We start from the raw sequence: 12,384 nt of genomic DNA, 5'->3' as shown, positions 1-12,384 counted from the left end.
CAGGCGCCGCAGGTGCAGGCGGCCCAGCCGCCCGCCCAGGTGCCGGCACCGGCACCGCCTCAGGCCGTCCCCGTCACTTCCGAGCAGCCGGCCGCCGCCCAGCCGCTCCCCGCCGAGGCGCCCCCGGGTCAGGGAACTCCGCCGGAGGGCACCCCGGCCCCGCAGCAGTGGCCCGCCGCCGGGGGCACCTCCGGTGCCGGTACGCCCGTACCCCCGGCCCCGCCGCAGCCGACCCCCTCCGCCGGCACGCCGCTGCCTCCCGAGGGTGCGCCGGCACCGGCGCCGCGGGCCGCTCAGCCGTTGCCCGCCGAGGCCGCCGCGCCGGTGGATCCGAACTCCACGCAGGGGCGGGCGATCAGCGTGCGGACGCTGGGGCAGGGCGTGCCGTTCAACCGGCAGGCCGCTCAGGTCCAGCAGCCGCTGCCGTCGGCCACGCCGCCCCCGCAGCAGCCGGGCGGCTCGGGCCGCCGCCGCAAGCTCGGTACGCGTCCCGACCCGGCCCCGGGCACCGAGCAGAGCGCGCGCCCGCACCCGCCGGCCGAGCCCGCCCCGGCGCAGGCACCTGCACCTGCACCGGCCCCCGCGCCGGCGCAGGTTCCGGCACAGCCGCAGCCCCAGCACTCGCTCGCCGGTCAGTCCCGGCTCGCGCCGGCCACCGAGGGCACCGGACGGTCCTACGCCATAGGCGCGCCGGACGCGGACGCCGCCGAGGGGCCCGAGCCGCTGGACGGTCCGGGCGGGGCCGTCGAGGTGGCGGACACGCCGCGCCCGCAGCCGATGGACGACGAGCTGCCGCCGGAACCGCTGGACAACCCGCGCCGACTGCTCGTGTGGCCCGCGCCGGACGTCTCCACGCAGCAGGCGCTGAGCGACCGCGGCTACCGGCCGGTGATCGTGCACTCGCGCGAGGAGGTCGACGCGCAGATCGCGGCGTTCCCCGCCGCGCTGTTCGTGGACCCGCTGACCGGGCCGATCACCCGCACGGCCCTGCAGTCGCTGCGGCAGGCGGCGGTGGCGGCCGAGGTGCCGGTGCTCGTCACGGCCGGGCTCGGCCAGGCCTCGCGCGACGCCGCGTACGGCGCCGATCCCGCCGTCCTGCTGAAGGCGCTCGCGCCGCGGGACAGCGAGCAGCATCCGCCGCGGGTGCTGCTGGTCGAGGAGCACGCGGAGATCGCGCTGGCGCTGACCGCGACGCTGGAGCGGCGCGGCATGCAGGTGGCGCGGGCCGCGAGCGACGCCGACGCGGTGGCGCTGGCGGGGCAGTTCCGGCCGAACCTGGTGGTGATGGACCTGATGCAGGTGCACCGGCGCCAGGCCGGGCTCGCCGGGATCATCGACTGGCTGCGGGCGAACGGGCAGCTCAACCGCACCCCGCTCGTCGTCTACACCGCCGCCGTCGAACAGGCCGACCTGCCGCGGCTGGCGTCCGGCGAGACGGTGCTGTTCCTCGCGGAGCGGTCCACCAGTGCCGAGGTGCAGGCCCGGATCGTCGACCTGCTCGCACGGATCGGCACCAACTGACGCCGCCCGCCCGCGTCCGCCGGCGGGCCACCGGGCGAGAGGCACAGCTGTGCGCCGGGGGGTGAGCGGGAGTTCCGCTCACCCCCCGGCACACAGGGTCCGGGTCGGCGTCAGAGCCGGGTGACGTCCAGCGCGCCCTCGGCGTACTGCCGGCGCAGCACCTTCTTGTCGAACTTGCCCACGCTCGTCTTCGGCACCGACTCGATCACCGTCCAGCGCTCCGGGAGCTGCCACTTGGCGATCCTGCCCTCCTCCTGGAGGAAGGTGCGCAGGGTGGTGAAGTCGGCGGTGGCGCCCTCCTTCAGGACGACCGTGGCCAGCGGGCGCTCGCCCCACTTGTCGTCCGGGACGGCGACGACGGCGGCCTCGGCGACGTCCGGGTGGGCCATCAGCGCGTTCTCCAGCTCGACGGAGGAGATCCACTCGCCGCCGGACTTGATGACGTCCTTGGCCCGGTCGGTCAGGGTGAGGAAGCCGTCGCGGCTGATGGTGCCGACGTCGCCGGTCTTGAGCCAGCCGTCCTCGCTGAACTTGTCGGCGGGACGCAGGGGTTCGGCGTCGGGGCCGTTGTAGTAGGCGCCCGCGATCCACGGGCCGCGCACCTCCAGCTCGCCCGCCGACTCGCCGTCCCAGGGGAGTCGCTCGCCGCCGGGTCCGGTGAGGCGGGCCTCGACGCCGGCCGGGAAGCGGCCCTGGGTCAGGCGGTAGGCGAACTCCTCCTCTGTGCCGGCGACATGGGCCGGCGGGCGGGCGATGGTGCCGAGCGGGGAGGTCTCCGTCATGCCCCAGGCGTGGCAGACCCGCATGCCCAGCTTGTCGAACGCCTCCATCAGGGAGGACGGACAGGCCGAGCCGCCGATGGTGACCTGGGTGAGGGAGGAGACGTCCCGTGGCTTGGCGGTCAGCTCGGCGAGCAGTCCCTGCCAGATGGTGGGGACGGCGGCGGCGTGGGTCGGCTTCTCGCCCTCGATCATCTCGGCGAGCGGCGCGGGCTGCAGGAAGCGGTCGGGCATCAGCATGTTGACGCCGGTCATGAAGGTGGCGTGCGGCAGGCCCCAGGCGTTGACGTGGAACTGCGGGACCACCACCAGCGAGGTGTCCTGGTCGGTCAGGCCCATCGACTGGGCCATGTTGACCTGCATGGAGTGCAGGTAGATCGAACGGTGGCTGTAGACCACGCCCTTGGGGTCACCGGTGGTGCCGGAGGTGTAGCACATGGCGGCGGCGGCGCGTTCGTCCAGCTCCGGCCAGTCGTAGGCGGTCGGCTTCCCGGCGATCAGGTCCTCGTACTCGTGCACCTGCGCGGCGGCGTCCGCCAGCGCGGAGCGGTCGCCGGGGCCGGAGACGACCACGTGCTCGACGGTCTTCAGGTGCGGCAGCAGCGGAGCGAGCAGCGGGATCAGCGAACCGTTGACCAGGACCACACGGTCGGCGGCGTGGTTGACGATCCACACGAGCTGCTCGGCCGGCAGGCGGAGGTTCAGGGTGTGCAGGACGGCGCCCATGGAGGGGATCGCGAAGTACGCCTCCACGTGCTCGGCGTTGTTCCACATGAGGGTGGCGACCCGGTCGTCGCCGGCGACCCCGAGGTCCTCGCGCAGGGCGTGGGCCAGCTGGGCCGCGCGGGCACCGATCTCCGCGTAGGTGCGGCGGTGCGGTCCGCCCTCGCCGGTCCAGGTGGTCACCAGTGATGTCCCGTGGATCGTCGACCCGTGCGTCAGGATCCTCGAGATCAGCAGCGGTACGTCCTGCATGGTGCTCAGCACGGCGTCCTCCTGGGCGACATTGCCTACGCGGCGGTAAGGGTTGCGCTGATTCTGCGCACATACCGCGCGGTATGTCACTAGGGGAGCGCTGATCGACCTTGCCGCAGGGCAGGACAATTTCCCTCAGGATCGAACAAACCCCAGCTCAGGATCCTCGCGCAGCTTGCCCAGCGCCCGTGACACGGCCGACTTCACCGTGCCCACCGACACCCCGAGCACCTCGGCCGTCTGCACCTCGCTCAGGTCCTCGTAGTACCGCAGGACGACCATCGCCCGCTGCCGCGCGGGCAGCCGCATGATCGCCCGCCACATCGCGTCGCGCAGCGCCTGCTGCTCGGCCGGGTCGTCACCGCCGGGCACCGGGTCCGGCTCGGGCAGCTCGTCGCAGGCGAACTCGTCCACCTTGCGCTTGCGCCACTGCGACGTCCGCGTGTTCAGCAGCGCCCGGCGCACATAGCCGTCGAGCGCGCGGTGGTCCTCTATGCGCTCCCAGGCGACGTACGTCTTGGTGAGCGCGGTCTGCAGCAGGTCCTCCGCGTCGCTCGGGTTCCCGGTCAGCGACCGGGCGGCCCGCAGAAGCACCGGCTGGCGGGCCCTCATGTACGACGAGAACGACGGGTACGGGAGGGTCTGCGTCGCTGGAACGGCGGCGTTCGAAACGCTGGTGCAGACGGGTGTGGTCATGACCCAACGCTATGAGCGGGGGCATGTCCGGCGGATCGGCCGCAGGTCCCGAAGCCGGGTCCCCCTCAGGTTGTAGGGGTAGGGCTGGCTACACCTCCTGAAGGTGGAGGGGAGGAGGAGGGGCACTGCGGGTTCTCCCCTGAGGGACGATCCCCGAAAACGCCTGCGCGGCGGCACCGAAGCACCGCCGCGCAGACGCCTTGCACCCCACGAAGCACACCCACACACCGTCAGGGGGCCGGCGGCCCCCTCACCTCACCCCCACAGCGGGGCGAAGCTGATGGCCACGTTGTCGTTGCCCTGGTTGAGGGCCGTGAACGCCGAGCCGTTGACCTGGGCGGTGTTGCTCTGGTTCACGGCGCCGAGGCCGGTGGCCTGCTGCTGCGTGGTGGCCGCGTTGCCGAAGTTGTCGCCGCCGACCCCGCTGCCGAGGACACCCGCGTCGGCCTCGGTGCTGACGGCCGTCGCGATCGATCCGTCGCCCGCGAGGGCGCCGCTGTCCGCCGCCGCGACGCCGGTGAAGAGGGCGGCCGTGAGCGGAAGGGCGGAGACGGCGGCGATGACGCGGGCAGTACGGATGCTTGCCATGTTGTGTTCCCTCCAGAACAAAGGACGCACCGGCTCGTGGCCGCTTGTGCGTGAAGTACGGCTGTCACCAGGGCGGTTGGCCGATCCGCCCGGTGCTGTGCACGACGTCGCGAGACCAGAGTTGCCCACCGGATCCCCGGCGAACCACCCCGGAAGCCGCTCTTCGCACGGAAGCGTGATGACCGGTCGATAAACCCCTTCACGCCTCCCGAGTCACCCCGTCACCGCGCGAGGACAGCGCCACCCCAAGCCCCGCAAGGGGTGAAGCGTTCCGGCACCTTTTCCGCCCCCTCGCCACCCCGGCGCGCCGCGCCCGCTCCCCCCTTTCCTTTTTCGAACATGCGTACGAACATAGAAGCATGGCCACCACCGACCGGCAGGCCACGACGCTGGCCCTCGCACACGCCCTGTCAGCCGCCGAGCGCGGACTGGCCGTCATCCCCCTGTCCCGGACGAAGCTCCCGGCCCTGCGCTCCCCGCACCGCGACGACCCCGACCCCGCCCCCTGCCGCGGCGAGTGCGGCCGCTTCGGCCACGGTGTCCACGACGCCTCCACCGACCCCGCCCGCATCCGCGAACTGTTCGCCGCCGCGCCCCGCGCCACCGGCTACGGCATCGCCTGCGGACTGCCCCCGCACCACCTCATCGGCGTCGACCTGGACACGAAGACCGGTACGGACCCTTCTGCCGCCCTGCGCGAACTGGCGCTGCGGCACCTGTTCACGATCCCCGACACGGTGGTCGTCCTGACCCCGAGCGGCGGCCGTCACCTGTGGCTGAGCGGCCCGCCGGACGTCGTCGTCCCCAACTCCGCGGGCCGTCTCGCCCCCGGCATCGACATCCGGGGCGCCGGCGGTTACCTCGTCGGCCCCGGCTCCCGTACCGACCACGGCACGTACACCACCGTCCCGGGCACCGCGCATCTGCCTCCGGCGCCCTGCCCGCCCGCCCTCCTGCGCCTGCTCCTCCCACCGCCCCGCGCGCACCACCCGACGCCCCCGTCGGCCGGCGGACACGGCCGGGGACTGGTCCAGTTCGTCCTCGCCGCGCACGAGGGCCAGCGCAACACCCGCCTGTTCTGGGCGGCCTGCCGTGCCTACGAGGGCGGCATCGGCCCCGCCCTGGCGGACTCCCTGGTCGACGCGGCCCTCAGCACCGGCCTGTCCGAACGCGAGGCCCGCGCGACGATCGCGTCGGCGGCGCGGATGACGGGGCACCGACCCTGACCGCCCTCCCCCCTTCCCTTCCCTTCCCTCCCTTTCCCTCCCCCTCCTCACCTCGTCTCTCCCGCCCCGAAAACCGAAAGACCCCGATGCGCCACCGCCCTAGAGTGCCGACCATGGCACTCACCCGCGTCGTCCTCGCCTCCGGCCGCTCGGTCGAGCTCTCCGAACTGCGGATGTCGTCGACGTACGGCGGGCTGCTCGAGGGGTATCCCTGCAAGCCCCTCAACGACCGCAGGATCGACTGGCTGCTCCGGTCCGCCGAGCGCGCCTCCGCCGGAGCTCCCGTCCACCTGGTCCCGCCCCCGCGCGAGTACCCCGACCAGTACGCGGGCGCCTTCGGCCCGGTGGAGGTGCTGCCCGCCGTGACGTGCGTCGGCAGCTTCCGCTCCGAGGCACTCGACCCGGCCCACGACCGCGCCCTGTACCGCTCCCGTCTCACCGTCGTCTGGTTCCAGCCCACCCCGCACGTACCGTCCGGCTGCGACGCGGAGCCCGCGCTGCGGGACGTGCCCTGGGAACGGCTGGCCGAGGACGAAGAGCTCTAGCCGTCCCGCCTCACCGCAGAAGGCCACCCCATGAGCACCCCTGCCCCCGCCCCCGTCCCCCTCACCCGAACCGGGCTGCTGCGCTGGCAGTTCGAGCTGACCTGGTCGCTGTTCGAGCACCACCTCGAGCGGCTGGAGCCGGAGGACTTCCTGTGGGAGCCCGCGGCCCACTGCTGGACGGTGCGCCGGTCCCCGGAGGGAACCTGGGTGCCGGACTGGGCGGACACCGAGCCCGACCCCGTACCCGTGCCCACCGTCGCCTGGGTGAGCTGGCACATCGGCTGGTGGTGGAGCGTGACCCTCGACCACGCGCGGGGGCGCCGCCCCCGGGAACGGACCGACGTCACCTGGCCCGGCGCGGGAGCGCCGACCGTGCGGTGGCTGCGCGGGCTGCGCACGGAATGGCTCGCGGTCCTGGACGACCTCACCGACGCCGACCTGGACGCCACGGCCCCGTTCCCCTGGCCGGGCGACCCGGCGTACACCGTGGCCCACATGCTCGCCTGGGTGAACGCCGAACTGATGAAGAACGCCGCGGAGATCGGCCACCTGCGGCTGCTGCGGGCGGCGGCGCCGTCGTAACGCCGGGCCGCCGGAGGGCACGGGGGGACGGGTGCGCGAGGTGATGCACACGTATGGGGTGACGGCAGTGCGGATGTCACCACACGTACGGGTGAGTGTCGGGTCCGGTCGCCTGGGTACGAAGCCGCTGCCCCGGAGTCCGCGGAAGGCCGGGCCCGATGACGGGTCGAAAGGTGAAAAAGCCTGATGACAGAGGCTTTCGCGAGAGAAATCGGTGCCACGGAGCGCGTTTCCGGTCACCTTCCATCAGCAGCGTGCGCGTGTCTACACCGCCGCAAACGTCCTGATTGTTCAGAATGTTGCCCACTGCCCCAGTTGAAACTATGAAGTTTCATTGCCGAGGAGCATGACATGCAGGTTCGCAGGTGGCTCCCAGACCAACCCACCCGTATCGGCCGTCACGACTGGCCGGACGAGGGGGACAACGGAACGCACATGCGACTGCGGACCGGCTCCATCGTGGTACTGGACCGGCAGGCGTGGCGAATCCTGGAGATCAACGGCTACCCGAGCGACCGGTGGCCGGACTCCTACGAGAAGGCGTGGCGCGACCACGTGGAGCTGTGGTGGCACGCCAACGAACTGCGGCGGGCCAACAACCAGGCGGTCAAACCGGCCCCCGAGCGGGCCGAGTTCTACAAGCGCCCGGTGGTGCTGGTGCTGCGCAACGAGAACCTGCCCCGTTCCACACCGAAGCACTGGTGCGCTCCCGCCAGCCACGACTGGCGGGTCCTGCCCGAGCACTACGCCGTCTGCCGCGCCTGCGGTGAACTGCCGCCCTGCCACCACGGGGAGTACCGCTGGGAGGGCGGCCCGCGCTGGCCGGAGCAGAACGGCGGCATCCCGCTCATGGTGCCGGAGGGCTGCTGCATGGGGTGCGCCGAGCCGATCAGGCCGCGGGTGCGGACCGTGCGCTTCCCGGGACCGAACCTCTGGTACCCGGACCTGGGCGAGGACACGGCCGTCTTCCACGCCCGCACCTCCTGCGCCGACCAGGTCGACTGCTACCGCATGCAGTGGCAGACCGAGTACAACCCGCGTTCCGCCCCGCGCCCCGCCACCCTCGCGTTCCCGGGTTTCGAACACTTCGTGCTCCCCCGGACCCGCCACGCGCCGGACGTGCCCGCGCACGGCCGGCCGGCCTCTCGGGACGCGCATGCCGCGTATCCCGCGCAGCCCGGGCAGTCCGGGCAGTCCGGGCAGTCCGGGCCGGTCACGTCGTCGCGGCCGGGAGAGGAGGAATGCACCTCCGTGACCGGTGACTTCGGCGCCTTCCCCGGCCCGTTCGACGGACGCCGGGGGGAGCCGGGGACCGGCGCGTCACCGACCGGCGCGTCACCGACCGGCCCGTCGGCCCCCGCCGTGCCCGAGCCGGCGCGCCAGCCGGCCCCCACGGCCTCCGGCGCACCCGCGGCGGACCCGGCGGTACCGGGGCCCCCTCCCGCGGCCGGTGCGACCGCGCCCGCCGCCGCGGCCGAGGCGCCCGCACCCGCCGCCTCCCCTTCCGCCGAGGGCGTCGGGGCGGCCCTCCAGTCGGCGCAGGAGCTGGACCTGGCCCTGGCGGGGGGACCGGCCTTCCACAACGCGGAGCAGGCGGCCCGGGTGATCGAGGAACTCACCGCCGCGGTCCGGAACATCGCGCTCTGCCTGAACAACCCGGCCGCCCGCGAGCGCTCCTGACCAGCGGCCGGCCGACGGATCCCGGCCGGGCGGGACAGTCCCCGTACAGAACCCCGCACAGCCCGTACGGAAGGGGTGGCCCCTCGCGAGGGACCACCCCTTCGGGACGCCTTGCGTCACGGCTGCAGGACCGCCTCCATGACACTGCGCGCGATGGGCGCTCCGAGCCGGCCACCGGAGATGTCCTCGCGTGAGATCTCCATGTCGGTCGGGTCGATGAAGACAGCCACCGCGACCGACGAGCCGTCCTGCTTCTTGCCGTAGGAGACGAACCAGCCGTAGGGCACCTGCTTGGCCACGTCGACACCACGCTGCGCCGTGCCGGTCTTGCCCCCGACCGTGATCCCGTCGATCCGGGCGCGGCGGGCGCTGCCTTCCTCGGCGGTGAACTCCATCATCTGCTGGACTTTCTGAGCGGTGGCGGCGGAGACCGCCTCGCTCATGACCGCGGGCTGGGTCTTCTCCAGGGTGCCGAGATCCGGCCCACGGACCTCGTCGACGATGTAGGGCTGCATCAGCTTTCCGTCGTTGGCCAGTGCGGCGGTGACCATGGCCATCTGCATCGGTGTGCTCGTGAGGCTGCCCTGTCCCATGCCGGTGAGCGCGGTGCCCGGCTTGTCCAGGTCCTCGGGGTAGATGCTCTTGGTGGCGAGCAGGTCGCCGAAGTCGTCGGAGTAGACGTCGTCGTTGAAGCCGAACTTCTCGGCCGTCTCGCGCAACTTGTCCTGGCCGAGCTTGGCCGCGACGTCGAGGAAGACGTTGTTGCACGAGTGCTGCATCGCGGTCTTCATCGATGCCTTGTCACAGACGGCGTCGCCGGCCTCACTGCCGATCCTGTTGGTCGACTGCGGCAGCGGGTAGGGGGAGACGGCGTCCGTGGAGGCGTCGATGTCGGTGACGATTCCGTGCTCCAGGGCGGCCGCCGCGGTGAGGATCTTGAAGGTGGAACCGGGCGGGTAGGTCTCGCGGAGCGCCCGGTTGGCCAGCGGCTTGCGCTTGTCCTTGTCGAGCGCCACGAACCGGTCCGACTCCTTGAACGTGCTGCCGGCGAACTGCGACGGGTCGTAGGAGGGCGCCGACACCAGGGCCAGCACCTTCCCCGTCCTGGGGTCCAGAGCGACCACGGCCCCTCTCGCGCCCTTCAGATCGGTCAGCCCGTCGTAAGCCGCCTTCTGCGCCTTCGGGACGATGGTGGTGACCACCGAGCCGGCGCGCCGGCCCTTACCGCTGATGACATCGGCGAACCGCTGGAAGGCCAGTCGATCGTCCTTACCGGTCAGGATGCCGTCGTACGTCTTCTCCAGCAGCGTCATGCCCTGCGCCTGCGACGCGTACCCCGTGACCGGTGCGTACATCGGTCCGTTGACGTAGGTGCGCTTGAACTTGAGGTCCGTGCCCCGTACCTCGCTGGAGCCGGTGACGGCCCGGCCCCCGACGATGATGTCCCCGCGCGGGGTGGCGAACTGCTCGATCTGCACCCGGCGGTTCTTGTCGTCGGCGGCGAGTTCCGGAGCCCGGACGTACTGCAGCCAGTTCGCGCGTATCAACAGGCCGAGCATCAGCAACCCGCAGAAGATCGCCACAGCCCTCAGCGGCTTGTTCACCGGCATCCTCCGTCGATGCACGAAGACGCGGTGACCTCCGATGACGGGCCGCCCCGTCCGCTCGGCCGGACGGATATGGAGATGCCTCGTCGCAACATGCCCTCACCCTAATGGCCTCAACCGGAGGTTCTCGGGCGGCTCCTGCCGGACGCCCGACCCGGCGGCACCCCCGGCCGGCCTCCCCGCGGGCGTCCGAGCGCGCCCCTTCCGTGCCCGACCGGGCGGGAAACCACGGGGAACGGCGGGAGCCGCCGGGCGACCCCGAAGTCCGGGCACGCGAACGGCCCCCGGCCGACCACCTGGGTCAGGGGCCGTTCCCGCTGCTCTCGACGCGGAGGCGGTGGGATGTGAACCCGCGGTGACATCGCTGCCACGACGGTTTTCACGCTCCCTGGGTCATCAGGTCCTGCGTGTGTCCTGACCTGCCCTCTTTCGTCCCACCACGCTGGCGGCGGTGTGCCTCGGCCGGAAGTCGGCCAAGGCATCCGCAGGTGGCTCCCGCACCTGGAGTCCGGACAGCCACTGAATGAGCGGCGGAACGGTAGCCCGACCCGCCGGGATCTTCCGTGCGGCTGACAGGGGTGATCCCTTCCATGCCTGGTGGCCGCAGTGTCTGCGGTCTCCTCTGCGGGGTGGGCGGTGGTCAGCGTTTGACACGGTTGCGGACGGCCAGGACCGCGAGGCCGAGGAGAACGGGCTCGGCGAGGCGGGAGGTCATCTCTACGTAGGTGCCGACGGTGGTCAGGTCCTGGCCGGAGGAGCGGAAGACCACCGAGTTGATCACCACGCGCAGCGCCTTCTCGAACCGCTCGGTGGTGACGCGTTCGGGCCACGAGCCGGCGGGGTTGCGCGGGTCGGGGGTGTCGGTGGTGAGGACGAGCTTCTGCCCGGCCTGGACCTGCTCGCCGGTGGTTTGCGGCTTGGGATCGTCGACGGGCAGGCCCCACAGCATCATCGCCATGATCGTGGCGGCCATAGCGGCCACCAGCCAGGTCAGAGCACGGGTGGCGCGCAGTCCGTAGCCCGACAGCGCCCAGTAGGCGCTCAGCAGCGCCCGCTCCCCCCTGGGCCGGGTGGTGTCGTGGCGGCGCATCTCGCATTCGCCGTAGTAGAAGTCGGCGGCGTCCGGCTCGTTCTTGCCGTCCTCCAACGACTTGCGCAGCTGTCGGTACAGTGCCGCCACCGCCGCCGGCTTCAGCGCGGGGGCGTCCCGGGGCGGGGACGTCCAGCCAGGAGTGACGGCCCGATCAGGGCGGCGGGCAGTGCGCACCCGCCAGTGATGCTCTTCGGCCAGCGTGTTGCGCCGGCTCCACCGCCAGGGGAAGCGCCGGTCCCAGCCGGTGGGGGTGGTGGCGAAGGTGCACCAGCCGTCCACCCTCAGCTGGTCGAGGTGGATGGCACCGGCGAACCGGCACCCGCTCAGATCGACATCGTGCAGCGCCAGGTGTGCGGTATCCACCCCACCCACCGACGCCAGCCGCACGCCGGGCTCCTGGTCGGACAGCCTTGCCTCCGGCAATAGGTCACTCGATCCAGGGCGGAGAAAGGGGCCGGGGCGGGCGGCGACCAACACCGGGTACTCGACGACCGCGTCCCTCAGATCCAGCTCGGCGTAGCGCAGGTGCAGCGTGGCAGTCGACGCCCACCGAGTGCGCACACAGCTCAGCCGGTTGGCGGCGATCTCCAACGTCACCGGTTGCTGGAAGACGACACCGTCCAGCGCCATCCGCTCACCGCACACCAGGGGCCCCAGGTGCGACGCCGTCTCGAACCGCGCTTCGTTGAATCCGGTGTCGTCGGAGAAGGTCACCTCGCCGAACCCGGCACTACCGGAGAAGGTCGCCTCGCTGAACCAGGCAGCGCCAGAGAAGGTCACCCCGCTGAAGTCGGCGCTGTCAGAAAAGTTCGCCCCCTTGAACCAGGCGAGGCCGGAGAAGGTCGCCCCGTCGAACCAGGCGGCACCGGAGAAGACCACCCCGTCGAACCAGGCATCACCGGAGAAGGCCGCCTCGCTGAGTTTGGCGGTGCCGGAGAAGGTCGCCTCACCGAACCTAGCGGCGCCGAAGTGAGGGCGTCCGGTGGTGGGGTCGCGTATGGCGTCAAGTAACCGGTCCAGCAGGTTCGACGTGAAGGGGGTGCCGCGGTGGTCGAGGTCGGTGCCGGCCGACAGCGTGGTCAGGTAGGCGGC

Annotated in this window: 10 protein-coding genes; 5 read left to right on the top strand and 5 right to left on the bottom strand. The window is 72.2% G+C overall.

What is annotated here, in order from left to right; genetic code table 11:
• A partial coding sequence (locus tag RIM90_RS08040; protein WP_375165410.1) for a response regulator occupies positions 1-1,521 on the top strand: 1,521 nt, incomplete at its 5' end.
• A gap of 110 nt (positions 1,522-1,631) precedes the next feature.
• Here the strand turns inward: RIM90_RS08040 and RIM90_RS08035 are convergent.
• The 3 genes from RIM90_RS08035 to RIM90_RS08025 form a co-directional block, all read right to left on the bottom strand.
• On the bottom strand, positions 1,632-3,287 hold the full coding sequence (locus RIM90_RS08035; RefSeq protein WP_309059888.1) for a long-chain fatty acid--CoA ligase: 1,656 nt from the start codon (positions 3,285-3,287) through the stop codon (positions 1,632-1,634).
• Between the two features lie 123 nt (positions 3,288-3,410).
• Positions 3,411-3,971 carry a SigE family RNA polymerase sigma factor gene (locus RIM90_RS08030; RefSeq protein WP_309059887.1) on the bottom strand — a complete coding sequence of 187 codons (561 nt, stop codon included), beginning with the start codon at positions 3,969-3,971 and terminating at the stop codon, positions 3,411-3,413.
• A 255-nt stretch (positions 3,972-4,226) separates the two neighbouring features.
• Positions 4,227-4,559, bottom strand: a complete 333-nt coding sequence (locus RIM90_RS08025; RefSeq protein WP_309059886.1) for a hypothetical protein — start codon at positions 4,557-4,559, stop codon at positions 4,227-4,229.
• A gap of 359 nt (positions 4,560-4,918) precedes the next feature.
• Between RIM90_RS08025 and RIM90_RS08020 the strand changes: the two genes are divergently transcribed.
• From RIM90_RS08020 to RIM90_RS08005, 4 genes are all read left to right on the top strand, one after another.
• Positions 4,919-5,785, top strand: a complete 867-nt coding sequence (locus RIM90_RS08020) for a bifunctional DNA primase/polymerase (RefSeq protein ID WP_309059885.1) — start codon at positions 4,919-4,921, stop codon at positions 5,783-5,785.
• Positions 5,786-5,898: 113 nt separating this feature from the next.
• Positions 5,899-6,330, top strand: a complete 432-nt coding sequence (locus tag RIM90_RS08015; RefSeq protein ID WP_309059884.1) for a hypothetical protein — start codon at positions 5,899-5,901, stop codon at positions 6,328-6,330.
• A 30-nt stretch (positions 6,331-6,360) separates the two neighbouring features.
• Positions 6,361-6,912: a DinB family protein gene (locus tag RIM90_RS08010; RefSeq protein ID WP_309059883.1), complete on the top strand. Its 552-nt coding sequence runs from the start codon at positions 6,361-6,363 to the stop codon at positions 6,910-6,912.
• A gap of 435 nt (positions 6,913-7,347) precedes the next feature.
• Positions 7,348-8,592 carry a hypothetical protein gene (locus RIM90_RS08005; RefSeq protein WP_309059882.1) on the top strand — a complete coding sequence of 415 codons (1,245 nt, stop codon included), beginning with the start codon at positions 7,348-7,350 and terminating at the stop codon, positions 8,590-8,592.
• 116 nt (positions 8,593-8,708) lie between these two features.
• Here the strand turns inward: RIM90_RS08005 and RIM90_RS08000 are convergent, their stop codons facing one another.
• Both RIM90_RS08000 and RIM90_RS07995 read right to left on the bottom strand, forming a co-directional pair.
• Positions 8,709-10,196, bottom strand: a complete 1,488-nt coding sequence (locus tag RIM90_RS08000) for a penicillin-binding protein 2 (protein WP_309059881.1) — start codon at positions 10,194-10,196, stop codon at positions 8,709-8,711.
• Positions 10,197-10,839: 643 nt separating this feature from the next.
• On the bottom strand, positions 10,840-12,384 hold a 1,545-nt coding region (locus RIM90_RS07995), incomplete at its 5' end, for a pentapeptide repeat-containing protein (RefSeq protein WP_309059880.1).

Origin of the sequence: Streptomyces sp. (genome assembly GCF_031181555.1) — a bacterium.
Lineage (GTDB): Bacteria > Actinomycetota > Actinomycetes > Streptomycetales > Streptomycetaceae > Streptomyces > Streptomyces fimbriatus.
This window is presented reverse-complemented; position numbering and strand designations above follow the sequence as displayed.

Bases quoted from the DNA above. Each gene is read 5' to 3' on its own strand.
- RIM90_RS08015 (WP_309059884.1), top strand. From the start codon at position 5,899: ATGGCACTCACCCGCGTCGTCCTCGCCTCCGGCCGCTCGGTCGAGCTC.
- RIM90_RS08030 (WP_309059887.1), bottom strand. From the start codon at position 3,971: ATGACCACACCCGTCTGCACCAGCGTTTCGAACGCCGCCGTTCCAGCG.
- RIM90_RS08005 (WP_309059882.1), top strand. From the start codon at position 7,348: ATGCGACTGCGGACCGGCTCCATCGTGGTACTGGACCGGCAGGCGTGG.
- RIM90_RS08020 (WP_309059885.1), top strand. From the start codon at position 4,919: ATGGCCACCACCGACCGGCAGGCCACGACGCTGGCCCTCGCACACGCC.
- RIM90_RS08010 (WP_309059883.1), top strand. From the start codon at position 6,361: ATGAGCACCCCTGCCCCCGCCCCCGTCCCCCTCACCCGAACCGGGCTG.
- RIM90_RS08025 (WP_309059886.1), bottom strand. From the start codon at position 4,559: ATGGCAAGCATCCGTACTGCCCGCGTCATCGCCGCCGTCTCCGCCCTT.